We start from the raw sequence: 19,943 nt of genomic DNA, 5'->3' as shown, positions 1-19,943 counted from the left end.
GTAGTACAATTGATTGGGTCTAAGTTATTGTGTTTTAATTAATTTCTTTTTTGCCTCCAAGGTGCTCGCAATCATAAAGCTCTTGCATGGATGTGAAAGGTACTTTCTCTTTTTGATACTTGTATACCCTTCTAATATCGCTGCTAAGATAATCATCATCTACATTCACTTGTATATCTTCCATATGAAATTGGCAGGGATGCTCGTAGCCAGCGGCATGGGTTATTTCTAGAAATTCCTTTTTAAACGTATTGAAATATTGGGCAAGTCTATCGGATTTTAATGGGACATTAATCCCACTTTGTCTCCATTTGCTCTGCGTGGCCACTCCAGCTGGGCAGCGATTTGTGTGGCAAACTTGGGCCTGAATACAACCAATACTCATCATTGCCTCTCGCGCTACATTGATACAATCCGCTCCCATGGCAAATGCCATGGCCGCTTTTCCGGGGAAGCCTAATTTTCCACTTCCAATAAATACGATTCTATCGGTAAGACCATGGTCTAAAAATATTTTGTAGACAGAAGAAAATCCATAACTCCAGGGCAAGGAAACATGATCGGCAAAACTAGGGGGAGCAGCACCGGTACCGCCTTCGCCACCATCTACGGTGATGAAATCCGGTCCTTTGCCGGTTTTTTTCATTAAATCGGCCAATTCTTGCCACTGATCAATTTTACCGATAGCACCTTTTATACCCACGGGCAACCCGGTTTCCTCGGCGATGGATTCTATAAAGTCCATAAGTTCAGGTATGGTGGAAAAAGCTTTATGGGTAGGAGGGGAGATTACATCTTTACCGACTTCTACTCCTCGTATTTCTGCAAGCTCTTGCGTTATTTTAGAACCTGGAAGTACACCCCCTTTTCCCGGTTTTGCACCTTGGGATAATTTAATTTCGATGGCCTTAATGCAGGGGTTTTCATCTACAAGAACTTTTAGTTTGTTCATGGAAAACCCTCCATCACGGGATCTAACACCAAAATATCCTGTTCCAAAGTGAAATATGACATCGCCTCCTTGCTTGTGGTAAGGGGAAAGCCCTCCTTCACCAGTATTGTGATAGGCACCGCATTTTTCCACACCTTTGTTCAAAGACTCAATGGCGGCAGCTGAAAGTGAACCAAAGCTCATTGCGGAAACATTGATTATAGATGCCGGCCGATATGGTTTTTTACGTTTGTTATAGGCACCCATTACCTTGGCGCAAGGCAAAAAATATGGATGTTCATTGTTAGGGTGATTTTCTGGGGCTTGAAACCCGATCATCGCATTTTTAATAAACAGATGTTGATGTTTGTAAATGTCCCTGTCGGTCCCAAACCCTTCATAATTGTTCTCTTTTTTGGCCGACGCGTATATCCAACTCCGCTCTATACGGTTAAAGGGGAGCTCTTCTCGATTGTTGGCAACAAAATATTGGCGCATCTCGGGCCCAATACTCTCCAGCCAATACCTAAGATGACCTACCACTGGGTAGTTATGGCTTATGGTATGGGCTTTTTGAAAAAAGATATCACGTATGGCGACCAAAATCAGAAAAATTAAAATCCAGGTCCACCACGGGATATCGCCTAAAAAATCGAGGAATGATTCCATTTGAATTGATTGAAGTAACAGTTACAAATATCAAGCCCCAATATCCAAATTCCAAATTATGGAGGATATTGGGGCTAAAAGAGTTAATTATTTAAAGATGGACTATTTGCTTCTATCCAAATAATCCAATGCGATTTCCGTCATGGCTTTCACCCCTAATTGAAGACCACTGTCATCAATCTTAAAATCTGGTGTGTGGTGTGGAAAATGCTCGTCAGGTCCAGCATTTGGGTCTTTACCACCTAAAATATAGAAGAAACCAGGGATTTTCTCCTGAAAGAAGGAGAAGTCCTCGGCTCCAGTGATCGCTTTGATCAAGTGTACATTTTCGGAACCTGCCACTTCTTGCAAACTCGGCAAGGATGCAGCGGTCAGATCAGGATCATTGTACGTAATCGGCACACCTTTGGCAATTTCTACAGTAGCTTCTGCACGGTAGGCCTTGGCAATGGTTTCCGCCATTTCTTTCATCCTGTCGTTTACTTGCTTTTGCATGTCATAATCCAACGTTCGGATGGTTCCGATAAGTTCAGCACTTTCTGGGATAATATTGTTGCGAACCCCTCCTGATATTTTACCCACGGTAATCACGGCAGCTTCTTTGGTCAACTCCAATTCACGGCTGATGATGGATTGGTAGCCATCCACAATTTTAGATGCCACAAAAATTGGGTCGATTCCTCCCCAAGGTTGTGACCCGTGAGATTGCTTTCCTTTGATCTTCACGACAAAACGCTGTGCAGCGGCCAATGCCCCGCCTGGCTTGTAAGCAATATGTCCAACCGGCAGGTACGAACCAATGTGCAGTCCATAAATGGCATCCACTTTTGGGTTTTCAAGAACACCTTCCTTTACCATAAGTTCAGCACCACCTTCTTCTCCCGGAGGCGCTCCTTCTTCAGCAGGTTGAAATATAAATTTAATGGTTCCGTGTATCTTGTCCTTGTTTTTGGCCAAAACCTCTGCGGTTCCCATCATTATGGCAATGTGCGTATCATGTCCACAAGCATGCATTACCCCAACTTCTTGTCCTAAATATTCAGAGGTCACCTCGGACTTGAACGGCAGATCGTTTCGTTCTGTAACAGGCAATGCATCAATATCTGCCCTCAAGGCAACAACTTTACCTGGATGGTCTCCCTTTAAAAGGCCTACTACACCTGTATGGGCAACACCGGTTTGTACTTCCATACCCAAGGATTTGAGGTGGGCAGCAATTTTTTCCGCAGTTTTGAACTCACGGTTGCTCAGTTCCGGGTTTTCGTGCATGTCTCGTCGCCATTTAATTACTTTGGATTCGACCGCAGCGATGTCTTTTTCGAGCCCATGATCTTGGGCGTACATGGTTAAACTTGCAGAACAAAGTGCAAGTGCTAAAATTTTCTTCATAATAGAGTTAGTTGGTTTATAATTTAATAGGACGGTATCCTTGGTTTTGATATTGAATGTTCGCTGTCATTGCAGATAGGGCAATTTGAACTCCTTCAATCAAATCTTCCTTTGGAAGACCCCTTGTTTTGGAGGATTGTCCACACATTATAACTTCTACATCCGCTTGCAACAATTGCTCAACAAGTTCCCTGTTTGGGTTGGCAACTTTATACCGTTCTTTGTGGGCCTCGTCTGTGAGCAAGTTTCTGGCTGCAGTTCCATGGACTATAAGTGCAACTTTTATCTGAGATGCCGGTATACCGCTTTGGGCGTGCATGTTTAAGAAACGTGCCACCGTATTTAAGTTTCTATTGAGTTCGGTATCGGATTTTGGTCCATCCTTAACATCAAAGACAACTTTGAACTCTTGGGTTTTGTCGGTTTTAAAATCGGGATTGTCTATTTCCCAAACCGCACCATAATCTTTAATGACCGGACCGGTTTTGGTTGTTTGTGAAAATCCTAAAAATGAAGTGAAAACTAGAAGGAATAGGGGTAAACGTTGAAAATTCATTAGCTAATTGAGTTGAGGCTTTAAATATATTTAAAAATCAAACCAAATCCGAAAAAACAGTGTTTATAAAAATTGAAAGCTTGATTTTAGCAAAAGATCAATATTGGCTAATTTCACGCCTACTTTAAAAGCTTCTGGCCCTTGAGTAATTTTATAGATGAACTGAATGATGCGCAGCGCGCTCCCGTGCTGCATAAAGATGGACCTTTAATGGTTATTGCTGGTGCAGGTTCCGGGAAAACCCGTGTGCTTACATATAGGATTGCCCATTTGATGGAACAGGGGGTGGATTCCTTTAATATTTTGGCACTGACCTTTACCAACAAGGCTGCACGTGAGATGAAGAAGCGTATTGCGACCATTGTGGGTAATTCCGAAGCAAAAAACCTGTGGATGGGAACCTTCCACTCGGTATTTGCCAAATTACTGCGTTTTGATGGCGATAAATTGGGCTATCCGAGCAATTTTACCATTTATGACACCCAAGATTCCCAACGATTGATTGCAGCGATCATCAAAGAAATGGGGTTGGACAAGGATATTTACAAATACAAACAGGTACAGAACAGGATTTCGTCCTATAAAAACAGTTTGATCACTGTTAAGGCATATTTCCAGAACCCTGAATTGATGGAGGCGGATGCCATGGCCAAACGACCTAGGCTTGGGGAGATCTATCAAAATTATGTGAATAGATGCTTTAAGGCCGGCGCCATGGATTTTGATGACTTACTTTTACGCACCAATGAATTGTTGACACGTTTTCCAGAGGTTTTGATGAAATATCAAGATAGGTTCAGATATATTTTGGTGGACGAGTACCAGGATACCAACCATTCACAGTACTTGATTGTAAAAGCATTATCGGATAGATATCAAAATATTTGCGTGGTGGGGGACGATGCCCAGAGTATTTATTCCTTCCGTGGGGCCAACATTAGTAACATCCTTAATTTTCAGCGTGATTATGACAATGTTGCCGTATATCGTTTGGAACAGAACTATCGCTCTACCAAAAACATTGTTAACGCTGCCAATTCTATAATTGCCAATAACAAGAACCAGTTGGAGAAGAACGTATGGACCTCTAACGATGATGGTGAACTGATTAAAATTCACCGTAGTGTTACCGATGCCGAAGAAGGACGTTATGTGGCAGGTTCTATTTTTGAGAACAAGATGCAACAACAGATGCAAAACGGTGATTTTGCAGTCTTGTACAGAACCAACTCGCAATCCCGTGCTATCGAGGACGCCTTGCGCAAACGGGATATTCCCTATCGTATTTATGGAGGTTTATCATTCTATCAACGTAAAGAGATCAAGGATGTACTGGCATATTTACGTTTGATTATTAATCCGAAGGATGAGGAGGCATTGAAGCGGGTGATCAACTTTCCAACAAGGGGCATTGGGCAAACCACCATTGATAAACTTGTTGTTGCAGCCAACCATTACGGCCGCTCCATTTATGAGGTTATGGAGCACTTGGACAAACTCAATTTAAACATAAATGCCGGCACCAAAAGAAAATTGGCGGATTTTGTGACCATGATCAAGAGTTTTCAGATCATGAACGAGGGGTCGGATGCTTTTACCTTGGCTGAACATGTAGCTAAAAAAACAGGTCTTTTGTTGGAGTTTAAAAAAGACGGTACTCCTGAAGGCATTGCTAAAATGGAAAACATTGAGGAGTTGCTCAATGGTATCAAGGATTTTGTGGAAGGACAAAAAGAAATCGCCGACGCTACTGGCAGTCTTACTGAGTTCTTGGAAGATGTAGCACTCGCCACCGATATGGACAAAGAGGTCGAGGATGATGACAGAGTAGCTTTGATGACCATTCACTTAGCCAAAGGACTTGAGTTCCCTTATGTGTATATTGTGGGTATGGAGGAGGATTTATTTCCTTCTGCCATGAGTATGAATACCCGGAGTGAGTTGGAAGAAGAGCGCAGACTGTTTTACGTAGCATTGACCCGGGCAGAAAAACAGGCATTTCTTACTTATACCCAAAACAGATATCGTTGGGGTAAACTTATCGATGCGGAACCCAGTCGTTTTTTGGAAGAAATCGAGGAACAATATGTAGAGAACCTTACTCCAGTGAATGATGGTTACCGCTATAAATCCATGATCGACAAGAATATTTTTGGAGAGGTAGATAAAAGCAAGTTACGACAGGTAAAACCTTCCAATGGAACTCCACCAAGTGTTAAAAAGCCCAACGAGAGCCAATTGCGTAAATTGCGGAAGCTCAAACCAGAAATTTCTTCACCTGCAAAGCCGATGGATCTAGACCCTGGACTGGTTGTAGGGGCAAGGGTAAACCATACCCGATTCGGTAGGGGCAAAATCCTCAATATCGAGGGGGCGGGCAATGATAGGAAGGCGGAAATACATTTTGATCAGGGAGGAATCAAAAAATTGTTGCTCCGTTTTGCCAAACTTGAGGTTTTGGACAATGCCCAATAGAAATTTTCTGTTTCTGATAATGAAACCATAATAGGTTTAGGGATTTTCTAATTAATCTTTAGGAGGTGGTTCAGGTAGTCAAAAATGCTTAAATTCAATGCTATTATTTTGAATTTTTTAGACCAAACCAACCAACTTCCCCTTTTATGAAGAACCTCTTTTTTAAACCCGTATTTTTAGCTATTGCTTTACTTGTTGTAACCCTATTTGGTATTGCCGGTTATCACTATGAACTCGGTTACCCGGCTTGGATTACCATGCTTGTGGCCATTTTGATAGGGATTGTATTGCTCGTTATCCTAAAATTGGTGTTTTCATGGCTTTTGCCCCTGTTCAAAAAAATACCTATTGCCATTATTACATCCTTATTGGGAGGTTTTTTTACTTTTTATATCATGCGGATGTATGCCTTTAGGTGGCCTGCTCTTTTATTTTATGGACTAGTTCTACTGGGATTTATCTGTTTGTTGTTATTAACTTCTGGAGTATGGCAATTTATCCAGAAAAAGAATGTCAAAGCAGGGACATTGTCCATTCTAGCGGGAATAATAATTGCAATATTGGGCTTTGTAGGTTTTAACTCTTTGGATGGTGATCCTTATGTGGAAGAATCGCCGGGAGAAACTATGGCTATTAAAACCTTAAGTGAACTTGGGATAGAAGACCCCTCTGCAAAGGGGAACTATGATGTAGAGGTGTTTACCTATGGAAGTGGAACCGATAAGAAACGGGTGGAATTTGCAGAAGAGGTTAGGGTAAAAACACCTACCGTGGATGCATCATTGCTATTGCCAGATTGGAAAGGTAAAAAGAAGAAATGGCGTGAGAAGTTTTGGGGGTTTGGTGTAGACAGCTTCCCTTTGAATGCAAGGGTCTATATGCCCAAAGGTGATGGACCTTTTCCTGTGGTAATGATGGTACATGGCAACCACAGCATGATCGATTATTCCGATGGTGGCTATGCCTATTTAGGCGAAGTATTGGCCAGTAGAGGAATTATTGGGATTTCGGTAGATGAAAATTTTATAAATGGACATTGGTCGGGAGATTTTAGAGGTAAGGAAATGCCAACACGTGCCTGGCTTCTTTTGAAACATTTGGAACAATGGAGAAAATGGAACAAAGATGTAGACGCTGAGCTCTATGGAAAAGCAGACTTGGATAAAGTGATTTTAGTAGGGCATTCCAGGGGAGGAGAGGCCGTATCCATTGCCGCAGCATTTAACCAATTGGACAGATTTCCAGATAATGGCAATGAAAAATTTGAGTTTGGTTTTGGAATCAAAGGGGTAATCTCAATAGCTCCAACGGACTACAGGTATAATCGTGAAATCAGTCTTAAGGATATCAACTATATGTCCATACAAGGTGCGTATGATTCGGACGAGACCAGTTTTTGGGGAATGAGGCCTTACCATAGATTACAATTTTCAGAAAACTTTGATGGCTTTAAAACTGGGTTGTACATGAATCATGCAAATCATGGACAGTTTAATTCTACTTGGGGGCGTTCGGATTTTGGAGCTCCAATGAAATGGTTGCTCAATTTAACACCATTGGTGACAGGGGAAGAGCAGCGCCAAGTAGCCAAGGTTTATGTAAGCGCATTTGCAGAGGCAGTGCTCAAAGGAAATAAAGCGTACAGACCCATGTTTAAAAATGTGGATTTGGTCAGTGATTGGTTGCCCAAGGAAACATACAGAAGCCAGTATAGTGATGCGCATAAAAATGTACTGGTAAACTTCGAAGATGGTTTGGATATCACCAGTACTTTGGACAGTATAACCTTGTTTGCCGAGAATTTTAAGGTTTGGAGGGAAACCGAACTGGAGGCTAGGGACGGTGGCAGTCAACAGAACAATACTTTAGTATTGGGTTGGAATTATACCAAAGATACCGATACTGATTCAATACCGGTGTACACTATTTTATTGCCCGATACCCTTAAGAATTTAAGTTCGGCGGATACGTTGGCCATATCCTTGGCCATGGGGGACATTGCGGAATTAAAGCTGGAGGACAAAATTGAAGATGAACCCAAGGTGGGTTTCAATTTTACGGTTATGCTCAAGGATAGCCTGAACAATGCGGCTTCGGTGGGAATTTCTGATTACAACAGCTTGCCCAATATTATTAAGACCAAGTTCACCAAGTTCAATTTTTTGGATAAGGATATGATTGGAAAAAACTCAGAGGTGCAATTGAAAAGTTGTTATTTGCCCGTGTCATCATTCTTAAAAAAGAACGATAGCCTAAAATTGGATAAATTAAAAAGTATCAATTTAGTCTTTGATAAGGATACCTTGGGTGTTGTTGTATTGGATGATATCGGGTTTTATACCAAGGAATAGTAATAATAGAACCTATTCTTCAAGGGTAGAATTGGCATATTGTCTGGAAACAGCTTTGTTAGGAATTTGTGATTCAATCAATTGTCCGTTGCTGATTGTGTATCCGTTCACCTTATTTTCACCAAAATGCGATGTGCCTTTAAGTTGGTAGAGCATTTTGTTATTATTGTTTTTGAGCAGTGACACTTCGCTGTACATCATTGATTTTCCATATAAAGAAGAGGTGCTTACCCTATTGTTGGACCGGAACAGAGCAATGTTTTTGATATTGTGACCCAAACAATCCAGTTTGGATTCCCATGAAAACACTCCAACATTTTTATCTTCAGATGATGCAAACACAATTTGATGGGTTTCTTTATGTGCAGCTGTAATCAATTCATCCAATACATTATTAGAATAAATATCTTCAATAATTCTGCGCATCTGCTCATTTATGGTCACAATCTCATCAATGTTTTCACAGTCTTTTGATTCCAAGTTGTTGAGTCGGGTTGCCAAACTGTCCAATTTGTCAAGCACCTCATAACCTGTCAATTGCTGGTTTTTCGATTTAGAACTGTTCATGTTTTGACAACTTGGGAAGAATAAGATGTTTAAAAGGGTAAAAATTATTAATGGTATGTTTCTTAATTTCATCAAATAGCAATTTTTATTAAAATTGAGGCTTATCTTTTAGAATATTTGGTTAAAACCAATCAATGCCCAATATGGATTGATGAATGCCCCTTGTGCTTTTATATAGATTGCATAATTGTTTTTGGTTGGGTGCTTTATCATTTATTTAACAGTCTCGGTATGCAAGTGGGGTAAGCTGAATTAAGTATTATCTTTGTATTTAATTCTTTTCAGGATGGCAGAGCTGATAAAACTTTACGAAGAAAACCCAAACCCTAAACAGGTTGAAAAGGTGGTGAACGTTTTAAAAAAGGGTGGATTGGTTATTTATCCTACTGATACCGTGTATGGTTTGGGATGCGATATAACCAATTCCAAAGCTTTGCAGCGATTGGCCCGAATCAAGGGAATAAAATTGGAAAAGGCCAATTGGTCGTTTATTTGCGCTGACCTGAGCAATCTCTCCGATTATGTAAGACAGATTGATAGTCCAACGTTTAAAATCCTAAAAAGAACGCTGCCTGGACCTTATACGTTTATTCTGCCAGGCAACAATAATCTTCCCAAAGATTTCAAGAAGAAGAAAACGGTGGGTATTAGGGTTCCCGATAATTCCATTGCTAGAGCATTGGTAAAGGGTTTGGGACATCCTATTGTTTCCACTTCTATCCGTGACGATGATGATATTTTAGAGTATACCACCGATCCAGAGCTTATTTTTGAGAAATGGCAGAATCTGGTGGATGTTGTTGTCGACGGTGGGTATGGTGATAATGTAGCCTCCACAGTTATAGACCTTTCTGGAGACGAACCGGAGGTTATAAGGGAGGGTAAAGGAAGTCTTGAAATATACTAAATAAAAAAAGCGGCCTTTTGGCCGCTTTTCTGTTTTTAAGCTAAAGCTTATTCTTATTTTCCGGTTCCGCCGATAGCAGGATCTTTCATTCCTTCTTCGATCATGTTGTAGAACTGATCGATTTTTGGAAGTACAACGATTCTTGTTCTTCTGTTTTTAGCTCTGTTAGCAGAAGTATCGTTATCTACAAGTGGTACATAGTAGCTACGTCCAGCTGCTGTCATTCTAGCAGGATCTACACCGAAATCGTTCTGAAGTATTCTTACAACAGAAGTTGCTCTTTTAGCACTCAAATCCCAGTTGTCCAATAGAACACCGCTTCTGTAAGGTACATTGTCCGTATGTCCTTCTACCATAAACTCAAAGTCAGGCTTGTTGTTAACTACTTTGGCTACTTTTCCAAGTACTTCTTTAGCTGCACTTGTTACGTTGTAGCTTCCGCTTCTGAACAACAATTTGTCGGAAATGGAAACGAATACCACACCTTTTTCAACACTGATTTCGATGTCTTCGTCATCCAAGTTGCCCAACACACCTTTTAAGCTCTGTACCAATGCAAGGTTTACAGAGTCTCTACGAGTAACGGCGTCTTGTAATTTTCTAATGGTAAGGTCTTTTTCACGAAGGCTTTCCAAGGATTTTTCAAGGTTTTCAGCTCCTTTTGTGGTAAGCGTTGTCAAGTTGCCCATGTTGTTGATAAGCTCTTGGTTGTTCGCTTTAAGGAATGCGTTTTGGTCTTCGAGGGTTTTTAACCTAGAATCTGCAGTTGCTTTTTCTTCCAAGCAGTCGTTCAATTTAACGGTTGCTGAATTCAATAGGTCTTGGGTTTCTTTTTGTTTGGCCTCCAGTTCGGCATATTTCTTCTGCGATACACAAGAAGATAAAAGAACTGTCATTGCCAATGTTCCTAGAAAAACTTTTTTCATAGTTCAGAGTATAATTTAAGGATTGTTAGATTTATCAAATGTTAAGAAACTACACCAAAATTATAGAAAAACCAAGGCTCCTATATTTCGGCTTCGTTAATCTTTTACTAAAATGTTAAAATTCTTTACTTGATGTACGAAGTAAGACCATACTATGGATGTCGCAACATGGTACTTTAATAAAAAATTAGCTTTTTCGCGCTTTCTGTACATTTTTATAAAGTTAGCATAAAAACTGAGATGTGCTCGCAAGATGGCAAAACAGTGATCGAACTTTAATTGGAACACAAAACGCAATGCGGCAATACCATCCAGTAGTAAGCGGGCAAGTACCAAGGGCAATGCTTTTTTTCTGGGAAGATTTTTAGTGATGGAATAGAGGGAGTTCCTAAAATTGAGAAAGGTCTTTTTTGGATTCATATTGGATAGTGTGCTGCCTCCTAAATGGTAAACACTGCTATGGCCAACATAATAAACTTTATGGCCTGCATTTTTGGCGCGCCAGCAAAGGTCAATTTCTTCTTGATGCGCAAAATAATCCTCATCAAACCCTCCAAGGTAATGGAACACTTCGCTTTTAATGAACATACAGGCACCTGTGGCCCAGAAAACCTCTTTAATGTCGTTGTATTGGCCTTCGTCCTTTTCTATGGTCTGGAAAATACGTCCCCGGCAGAATGGATAGCCGAACATGTCTATAAATCCACCAGCGGCCCCAGCATATTCAAAGTGGTCCTTTTGGTTAAGATCTAAAATTTTGGGTTGAATTATCGAAGCTTCGGGCAGGTCTTCAAAAGTTTGTTTTATGGGTTCCAGCCAATTTGGAGTTACTTCCACATCAGAATTTAAAAGACAATACATATCGGCTTCAATATGTTTTAGCCCGTCATTATAGCCCTTTGCAAAACCACCATTGGTTGAGTTTTGTACAATACCGATCGTGGGGTAGTGTTCTTTTAAAAAATCTATCGACCCGTCTGTACTTGCGTTGTCAACTACATAAATATCGGCATCTTTGGAATATTCCATAACCGATGGCAGGAACCTTTCCAATAAGGCTTCTCCATTCCAGTTGAGTATGACTACGGCGATTTTCAAAACGGAGGCAAATTAACGGCTAAATTCAGGAATATCCTTTAAAAAGGTATACTTTTCATTCTCATGGTCCATTTCGCAGTAATAATGTTCCAGACCATTGGTCACCATTAAATATTCGGCTTTAAGCTCGTAATTGTACCTCGCTATCTGATCAAAGGTTTCTTGGGTGATCTTTACTTCCGGTGCTTTGCACTCTATTAAAAGAAATATAGATCCATCTGGATTGAACACCACAACATCATACCGTTTTTTTAACTTGTTCACTGTAAGCTGCTTTTCTACATTGATCAAGCTTTTAGGGTAGTTTTTTGTAAACACTAAATATCTTAGTACATGTTGGCGTACCCATTCTTCAGGTTGAAGGACCACAAATTTTTTACGCAACCCATCAAAAATGTACTGCCTATTTTGGCTATTTTTGATTCGGAACGAATAAGGTGGAAAATTCAAATCTTGCATTCTACAAAACTGGTGATATAATTTGAATGGACAAAGTAAAGGAGATCGTATCGGAAATCAACAATGGAAACCCAAAACCTATCTATTTTTTAATGGGGGAGGAGCCCTATTATATAGATAGAATATCTCAATTTATTGCCGAAAACGTACTAACGGAAGATGAAAAGGGATTCAACCAAATGGTGCTTTACGGAAAGGATACTTCTGTAGATGAAGTTGTTGCCAATGCGAAACGTTTCCCCATGATGGCTCAGTATCAGGTAGTGATCGTTAAGGAGGCACAACATCTTTCCAGAACCATAGAAAACCTGGTTCCTTATGCTGAAAATCCACAACCCACCACCATTTTGGTGCTTTGCTACAAGTACAAAAAGTTGGATAAGCGTAAAAAGCTCTATAAAACCATTAAAAAGAGCGGGGAATTGTTTGAAAGCAAAAAGTTGTATGATAATCAGGTAGCAGATTGGATACGTAGAACCTTGGCAAGCAAAAAGTATAAGATTTCTCCCAAGTCTTGTATTATGCTGGTGGAATTCTTGGGTACGGACCTTAGTAAAATCAGTAACGAGTTGGATAAACTTACATTGATTGTTCCGCCGACCACGGAAATAACCCCTGAATTGATTGAAGAGCACATTGGGATAAGTAAGGACTTCAACAATTTTGAGCTAAAAAAGGCCATTGGTGAGCGCAATGTGAAAAAGGCGTCACGAATAATTGATTATTTTGCCCAAAATCCAAAAGACAATCCTTTTGTGGTCACAGTCACTCTTTTAAACACTTTTTTTACGCAGCTATTGCAATATCATGGGCTAAAGGACCATTCCCCAGGAAATGTGGCCAAGGTGCTAGGAGTCAATCCATATTTTGTGAACGAGTATGTGGTAGCCGCTCGCAATTACCCTATGAAAAGGGTAAGCGGAATTATCTCAAATCTTAGAACCTTGGATCTAAAAAGCAAAGGGGTAGGTGCCAGCAATATGGCACAGGCCGATTTGCTAAAAGAATTACTTTCGGAAATTATCTAGGATTATTTTTTGTCCACGCTATATTTACCAGGTCCCAAAAGCATGATGACTACAAATACGGTCAGGTAAAGCAACGCCATTTCTTTTCTTCCAAATGGGTCTGCTCCGTGGATAACGAATCCAGCAATGAACATGGTAAACGCAGTGGGAATTGCAGCCCATCTTGTTTTAAAACCGATAATTATTAGAAGAGGACAAACGAATTCCGCCACTACCGTTAAAAATAGTGAGGGGGCCTGGCCAATACCAAAAGGATTGGCAAACTCCGTGTTGCCATTAATAAGATTCATAAGTTTTGGATAGCCATGGGTCATCATAAAAATAGATGGAACTATTCTCAAAATTGCAAGACCTAGGTGTATCAAAGTGTTGTTTTTCATGTGGGGAAAATTTAATCCACGTGAATGTATAAATTATGTTTTAAAAAACGTAACATAAATTGATGAAAGGTGATTTTGGATTGACCTTTTAGGATTAAGTTATCTTAATGCAGGATAGGATTTTGGGTCAGTCTCGTGCATAATCTGGTATACTTTTTCAAAGATATCCTCAGCATTGGGTTTAGAAAAGTAATCCCCATCCGAAGCATATGCCGGACGATGCGATTTTGCAGATAAGGTCTGTGGTGCACTGTCCAAATAACGGTAACCTCCTTGTTTTTCAACTACTTCCTGCATTAGATATGCGGAGCATCCCCCTGGAACATCTTCGTCTATAACCAAGAGTCTATTGGTTTTGGCCACACTTTTTACAACATCGTGATCAAGGTCAAATGGCAGTAGGGACTGTGCATCTATAACTTCTGCATCTATTCCAACTTCCAAAAGTTCGTGTGCAACTTTTTCCACTATCCGCAAGGTGGAACCATAGGACAACAAAGTAATGTCGGTACCCTCTTTAATTGTTTCCACTTTGCCAATAGGTGTACAAAACTCACCCAAATTGGTGGGCATGTCCTCTTTTAAGCGATATCCATTAAGGCTTTCTATTATAAGGGCAGGTTCATCACTCTTCATAAGGGTGTTGTAGAAACCTGCAGCCTGCGTCATATTTCTTGGAGCCAAAATATACATGCCGCGTAGCAAATGTATCAGTCCGCCCATGGGGGAGCCAGAATGCCAAATACCTTCCAACCTATGACCTCTGGTACGTACAATCAGTGGTGCTTTTTGCTTACCTACCGTTCTGTACATCAACGTAGCCAAATCGTCGCTCAATGTTTGTATGGCGTATAAAATATAATCCAAGTATTGAATTTCGGCAATTGGCCTTAAACCACGTAAAGCCATACCAATACCTTGTCCTATTATCGAGGTTTCACGTATACCGGTATCGGAAATCCGAAGTTCTCCATACTTGCTTTGTAGACCTTCCAAACCTTGATTAACATCCCCAATATTACCGGTGTCCTCTCCAAAAACCAATGCTTCTGGATATTTGGCAAAAAGAACATCAAAATTATCTCTGAGAATGATGCGTCCGTCTACTTTTTCTGGACTTTCTGCGTAGGTAGGGGCTACTTGCGCCACTTTTGTGGCCTTGTTGTCAAGTTCATTATATAAATGGGAGCTGTAATGAGGCTCATTAGTGGCCAAGAAATTGTCTACCCATTGTTGAAGTTGCTTTTTCTCTGCTGAATTCTCTTCCAATAGATAACGCAATGCTTTTCTGGACACAGAGGCCAAATCTTTTTTAAGAGGCTCCTCAATGGCAATTAAATCGTTTTTTAATTTATTGATGAAAACGCGATTTGGACTTTGATTTGCCACTTTGTCCAATAAAGGAACCAGTTGTTTTTTTGCCTCCAATTGAGGTTTTAAAAACTCTGACCAAGCTTCTTTTTTGGCTGCACGAACTTTTTGCTTAATCTCGCGTTCTTGTTTTTTAAGCTCTTCTTCTGTACTGATGCCATTTTCAATGATCCATTCCCTGAAACGTTTGTTGCAGTCGTTTTCACGCTCCCATTCCAATCGTTCCGCTGACTTGTATCTTTCGTGCGACCCGGAAGTCGAGTGTCCCTGTGGTTGGGTGAGTTCGGTAACATGGATAAGAACAGGCACGTGGCTTTCACGGGCTATGTCAGAAGCGTTTTCAAATGCATGGATAAGTGCAGTGTAATCCCATCCTTTGACTTTCAAAATTTCAAAACCTGCATGATCTTCATCTCTCTGAAGTCCACTGAGTGCCTCAGAAATATCACCTTTGGTGGTATGAAATTCCGATGGTACCGAGATTCCGTATTCATCATCCCAAATACTAATGACCATAGGAACCTGCATTACACCTGCAGCATTCAGGGTCTCAAAAAAATGACCCTCACTGGTACTTGCATTTCCAATGGTTCCCCAGGCTACTTCATTACCATTTTTGGAAAAATTGGTCTGATCTATGCCATCAACATGGCGATATATCTTTGAAGCTTGCGCCAATCCTAATAATCGAGGCATTTGACCCGCAGTACAGGATATATCGGCACTACTGTTTTTTTGTTCTGTTAGGTTCTTCCATGTCCCATCTTCATTTAAACTGTGGGTCACAAAATGACCACCCATTTGCCTACCGGCACTCATGGGCTCTTTATCCAAATCTGTTGTAGCATAAAGTCCATGGAAAAATGCTTTTGGGCTCAAATACCCCAAAGCCATCATAAACGTCTGGTCACGATAGTAGCCGCTTCTAAAGTCTCCATCTTGGAAAGCTCTTGCCATGGCCAACTGAGGAAGTTCCTTGCCATCTCCAAAAATACCGAACTTCGCTTTGCCGGAAAGTACTTCTCGACGTCCCATTAAGCTACATTCCCTACTGGTGACGGCTGTCTCGTAATCTTGAAGAATTTGCGATTTAAAATCGTCAAAAGAAATGTCGTTACTCGTACTAGGGTTAGGTTTCATGAATTGTTGAAGATTTCTGCGAAATTACTAAAAAACCATCAAAACTGCAATATGTCTACGTGTTAATAAATTGAATATATCGTAAAAATAAAATCAATTAATTATATATGTAACAAATAAAACTTTATTGTGACGCCGTAAATTGAGGATATGATAATTAAAACCACTTTCTTGTGAACAACCCGATCAATGTTCTAGGGCTAATAGTCACCACAAAACGAATGCGTTGACCGTAGTCGTCTTCCGCGATTTCCCATCCACGGTTGGAGTAGACCGGGAAATAAAGTTCAAAATAATCGGTTACCAAATTTAAACGTATACCAGAGTCGTACACAAAACGGGCATTTTCTCCTTTGTTCTTTAAAAACCCAATATCGCCATAAGCTTCGACCCATCTCCAAATATTGGTACTCGCATTTGTAGTGGCTATCCAGTCATTCGCGAAAGGATTTTCCAATTTGGATTTAAAACCTCCTTCGGCAATAATTACTTGCTGGCTGTACAGACCTGAGCTTTCCGATCTACCCAAATAAGCAAGGTCGAACATATAATCGGTAGGCCTGTCCAGTGCAAAACTGAAAAAATCAGACGCTGTTTTATTTCTAAGGAACTTTCCGGCATAAAACCTCAAGTTCAATTGTCTATTACTTTGGAACAATTTTCTATATTCTAGCTCAAAGGCCAATTTGGTGAATTCGCTCGAGTGTTGGGCATCTATAAACCAAGAAGAATAGTTGAGAATATTATTGTCCACGTCCGTAAACCGAACATTCATTACCCCATAATCCGGGTCGGTATCCAGTTCACCCACCAAATTGTCATCAATAGATCTGAAAACACTCCTGTACCTTAAAAGTAGGGATTGTCTGCGGTTGGATAATAAATCGTTGGGTCGCCATCCAAAACTTACCGCAGGAGTAAGGGTTGAGAACCTGGAGTTTTCCTGAAAATGGGAGGTAGAAGCAGAAAAGGAATAATTGGTTACATAAAGCCCTGTTTTTTTATGGTACTTACGATACCTGAAACTAGCTTTCCCAACCAATGTTCGTTCTAAAAACGAGTAAGTAGGGGAGATGTCGTACTGAAACGGGCGCTCTAAAAAAGTTTTGTTGTAAAGGCGTAGTCCTGGGGTTATACCATCGTAAAGGTTAAAATTTGCAATTGGAACGTAAAAAACCTGATTGAAATATGGGTTTTCGGTATCCTTGAAAAATTGAAACTTAAGTTTTTTGTTGCTGGAGAAAAATCCGTTCAAGGTTTTCCAATTATCACGTTGGTTAAACTCTGGAATGTTCTGATCATAGTTCAAAACCAGCCTGTCTTCGCCTTGTCTTGGAATGGTAAAGGTCTTTGTGCTGTCAATACCAGTGAACCAATAATGGGATACGACAGAATCATTTTCAAGACCAAAAACCGATATCGGCACATTGGTACCGCGCTTATTCTTTAACACAAAACTTATGGAGTCTTCCGTTTTCTCGATTTTCTTGATCTTATAATCAATCTTTTTATCGGTTCCCACGTATTCATTAAAAAACCAGTCCACATCCTTATTGGAATATTTCTCAATGGTTTTTCTAAAATCCAAAGCGGTAACCTTTTGTTTTAGCTTATAGTTTTTATAAAAATCAAGAACGGTACTATCTATTTTTTTCTCACCCAAATAAGCCGATAAATAGGACATTCCAAGTCCAGCTTTATAGCCATTGGCTATTTTTTGGTTGAACTTGATCAACGAATCGTTTGAAGTGGTCAGGGCTTGGTCTATGTTTTTACGAGCACTGAGCATGCTAAAAAGTGCGTATTGGTCATTAAAATCCATTTGCGCAAAATGGAAGTTTTTAATACCCCAAATTTTTGAAAGCTTTCCGGCTAATTTTTGATCGGGATAATGTTCTTCCACATATTTGATCATCAAATAGTACCCAATGGCATCGTTTACCCAACGTTCTTTGCGTGGGTCCAGATAAAGTGATTCTTTTAAGTAGTTCCTAATAGCCGTTTTTAAAAACTTCATTTCAAATTGAAACTGTTCTTCGTACGGCCGGATAAAAGAGGGGAGTTGGCTTATGCCATATAAAGGTGATTTGTTATAATCGAATTCACTGACCAACAGATTGTCGTGCGGATATGGCCCAAGGTTTTCATTCAGGAAATCGGCTATTTTAATGATGGAGATACCTTGCGGAATCTCCTCATATTTATTGGACTCAATGTCCGTGGTTATGGTTAAGTTTTCTGCTACGTGTTTAGTGAACCTATCGTCGATAGTAAGGATCAGTTCACAACTTTTTCTTTTTGTACCGTACAGTTGCACATGCTGTCCGCCGGGAAAAACGGATACATTGGACATTCTATAGTTTGAGGCCAAAAAGAGCCCATCGGGATATGTGAAATTTACCCGCGTATCGGAAACATCGGTGTAAATGTCATCTAGGTTTTTATTGTCGTATAGTTTCCATTCACCATCATAGACCGCTGGGGTAAAATACCAATCTTTTAAGTTGAAACCTCGACTATCGGTATGCCCATATCCTGTAAACTTCGCAGTGGGCAATTTAATGGTGTAGGTAAAAAACAGTTGGATAGATTCTCCCGGCTTTAAAACTTCGTTAAGTGTTACCGCTATTACATCCTTGTTGCCCTCTCGTTTCCAATCCAGTCCCGCATAATTTTGATCAACAATTGTTCTGATGGTAGTTTTACCTCTTTCCCTATCCTTGGCCAAGTGCAGGCTTCTGTTAAATTCTTCTGCAAACCGTTTGGCCAATGCTGTGTTTTTGTTCGAATAAGCATGGTTCCAGTCGTTAAAATACAAGGTGGAAAGCCCACGGTTGGAATGATTTACATAGGTAAAGTGTTGACGGATCCGTATTTGGTTAGTAGGTCCATCGAGAGTAGCCACAACATCATTTTGGTGCTGGCTCCAAAGTTTGGGGCACACCGTAATGATAAGCAGCACAAGGCTAAGTAATGCTCGATGGTTTAACAAAGTAATACGTTTAAAAGTTTGGGCTAAGTGTTCTGCCCTTATAAAAGGCATCTATAATTTCAACAACCTCATCCTCTGTGTCCACTAGTTTAATCAAGTCTAAGTCCTTCGGGCTAATGTTGCCTGCTTCGACCAAGGTGTTTTTGATCCAATCCAACAGGCCCTTCCAAAACTCTGTTCCAACAAGAATTATAGGAAAGGTGTGTATTTTATGTGTCTGAATAAGGGTCAATGCCTCAAAGAACTCGTCCAAAGTCCCGAACCCACCTGGCATTACCACAAACCCTTGAGAGTACTTTACAAACATCACTTTTCTAACGAAAAAGTAATCAAAATCAAGGCTTTTGTCGTCGTCAATATAAGGGTTGTCATGCTGTTCAAAGGGCAAATCAATGTTTAGACCAACCGATGTGCCGCCCGCCAAATTGGCCCCTTTGTTACCTGCTTCCATAATACCGGGTCCACCTCCTGTAATAACTCCATAACCGGCTTCCGCTATTTTCCTGGATATTTTAACTGCCAAATCGTAATAAGGATGTCCTTCGCGTACCCTGGCGGAACCAAAAATGGATACACAAGGACCTATTACACTCATTTTTTCAAATCCATTGACAAACTCGCCCATAATTTTGAATATGGCCCATGAATCGTTTGTCTTGATCTCATTCCATCCTTTGGAATGTTGTTCTTTTCGCATTTGCATA

Annotated in this window: 15 protein-coding genes; 4 read left to right on the top strand and 11 right to left on the bottom strand. The window is 40.4% G+C overall.

Annotation, left to right across the window (positions count from 1 at the left end):
- Window positions 1–34 precede the first annotated feature (34 nt).
- The 3 genes from PY091_RS01275 to PY091_RS01265 all read right to left on the bottom strand — a co-directional run bounded on the left by PY091_RS01275 (window position 35) and on the right by PY091_RS01265 (window position 3,545).
- Window positions 35–1,600, bottom strand: a complete 1,566-nt coding sequence (locus PY091_RS01275; RefSeq protein ID WP_275647942.1) for an FMN-binding glutamate synthase family protein — start codon at window positions 1,598–1,600, stop codon at window positions 35–37.
- Window positions 1,601–1,702: 102 nt separating this feature from the next.
- Window positions 1,703–2,989, bottom strand: a complete 1,287-nt coding sequence (locus PY091_RS01270; protein ID WP_275647941.1) for an amidohydrolase — start codon at window positions 2,987–2,989, stop codon at window positions 1,703–1,705.
- A gap of 16 nt (window positions 2,990–3,005) precedes the next feature.
- Window positions 3,006–3,545 carry a DsrE family protein gene (locus tag PY091_RS01265; RefSeq protein ID WP_275647940.1) on the bottom strand — a complete coding sequence of 180 codons (540 nt, stop codon included), beginning with the start codon at window positions 3,543–3,545 and terminating at the stop codon, window positions 3,006–3,008.
- Window positions 3,546–3,686: 141 nt separating this feature from the next.
- On the opposite strand from PY091_RS01265, the gene PY091_RS01260 reads away from it, so the two are divergent.
- Window positions 3,687–6,020, top strand: coding sequence for an ATP-dependent helicase (locus PY091_RS01260; RefSeq protein ID WP_275647939.1), 2,334 nt, complete (start codon window positions 3,687–3,689; stop codon window positions 6,018–6,020).
- Window positions 6,021–6,166: 146 nt separating this feature from the next.
- Window positions 6,167–8,371 carry an alpha/beta hydrolase family protein gene (locus PY091_RS01255; protein ID WP_275647938.1) on the top strand — a complete coding sequence of 735 codons (2,205 nt, stop codon included), beginning with the start codon at window positions 6,167–6,169 and terminating at the stop codon, window positions 8,369–8,371.
- A gap of 12 nt (window positions 8,372–8,383) precedes the next feature.
- Here the strand turns inward: PY091_RS01255 and PY091_RS01250 are convergent, their stop codons facing one another.
- A complete protein-coding gene (locus PY091_RS01250) occupies window positions 8,384–8,938 on the bottom strand; it encodes a hypothetical protein (protein WP_275647937.1) in 555 nt (184 codons plus the stop codon).
- 286 nt (window positions 8,939–9,224) lie between these two features.
- On the opposite strand from PY091_RS01250, the gene PY091_RS01245 reads away from it, so the two are divergent.
- Window positions 9,225–9,845, top strand: a complete 621-nt coding sequence (locus PY091_RS01245; RefSeq protein ID WP_275647936.1) for an L-threonylcarbamoyladenylate synthase — start codon at window positions 9,225–9,227, stop codon at window positions 9,843–9,845.
- Between the two features lie 53 nt (window positions 9,846–9,898).
- On the opposite strand, the gene PY091_RS01240 is transcribed toward PY091_RS01245, so the two are convergent.
- The 3 genes from PY091_RS01240 to PY091_RS01230 form a co-directional block, all read right to left on the bottom strand.
- The gene (locus PY091_RS01240) at window positions 9,899–10,771 is read right to left on the bottom strand and encodes an OmpA family protein (RefSeq protein WP_275647935.1); all 873 of its coding nucleotides are present in this window, start codon (window positions 10,769–10,771) and stop codon (window positions 9,899–9,901) included.
- Window positions 10,772–10,867: 96 nt separating this feature from the next.
- Window positions 10,868–11,869 (bottom strand): glycosyltransferase family 2 protein, encoded by a 1,002-nt coding sequence (locus PY091_RS01235; RefSeq protein WP_275647934.1) that lies wholly within the window; start codon window positions 11,867–11,869, stop codon window positions 10,868–10,870.
- Window positions 11,870–11,881: 12 nt separating this feature from the next.
- Window positions 11,882–12,328 (bottom strand): type I restriction enzyme HsdR N-terminal domain-containing protein, encoded by a 447-nt coding sequence (locus PY091_RS01230; protein WP_275647933.1) that lies wholly within the window; start codon window positions 12,326–12,328, stop codon window positions 11,882–11,884.
- Window positions 12,329–12,354: 26 nt separating this feature from the next.
- Between PY091_RS01230 and holA the strand changes: the two genes are divergently transcribed.
- Window positions 12,355–13,356, top strand: coding sequence for a DNA polymerase III subunit delta (gene holA / locus PY091_RS01225; protein ID WP_275647932.1), 1,002 nt, complete (start codon window positions 12,355–12,357; stop codon window positions 13,354–13,356).
- A 2-nt stretch (window positions 13,357–13,358) separates the two neighbouring features.
- On the opposite strand, the gene PY091_RS01220 is transcribed toward holA, so the two are convergent.
- The 4 genes from PY091_RS01220 to PY091_RS01205 all read right to left on the bottom strand — a co-directional run bounded on the left by PY091_RS01220 (window position 13,359) and on the right by PY091_RS01205 (window position 19,936).
- The gene (locus PY091_RS01220; RefSeq protein ID WP_275647931.1) at window positions 13,359–13,736 is read right to left on the bottom strand and encodes a DoxX family protein; all 378 of its coding nucleotides are present in this window, start codon (window positions 13,734–13,736) and stop codon (window positions 13,359–13,361) included.
- 99 nt (window positions 13,737–13,835) lie between these two features.
- Entirely contained in the window at window positions 13,836–16,247 is a 2,412-nt protein-coding gene (locus tag PY091_RS01215) for an alpha-ketoacid dehydrogenase subunit alpha/beta (protein WP_275647930.1), read from the bottom strand.
- 157 nt (window positions 16,248–16,404) lie between these two features.
- Window positions 16,405–19,290: a metalloprotease gene (locus tag PY091_RS01210; protein WP_275647929.1), complete on the bottom strand. Its 2,886-nt coding sequence runs from the start codon at window positions 19,288–19,290 to the stop codon at window positions 16,405–16,407.
- The gene (locus tag PY091_RS01205) at window positions 19,250–19,936 is read right to left on the bottom strand and encodes an LOG family protein (protein ID WP_275647928.1); all 687 of its coding nucleotides are present in this window, start codon (window positions 19,934–19,936) and stop codon (window positions 19,250–19,252) included. The genes PY091_RS01210 and PY091_RS01205 overlap by 41 nt, the downstream gene beginning before the upstream one ends.
- Between the last annotated feature and the right edge of the window lie 7 nt (window positions 19,937–19,943).

This window comes from Flagellimonas okinawensis (assembly GCF_029194005.1).
In the GTDB taxonomy this organism is placed as follows: Bacteria; Bacteroidota; Bacteroidia; order Flavobacteriales; family Flavobacteriaceae; genus Flagellimonas; species Flagellimonas okinawensis.
Note: the sequence above shows the minus strand (reverse complement) of the source record. Positions and strands in the feature narration are given on the sequence as shown.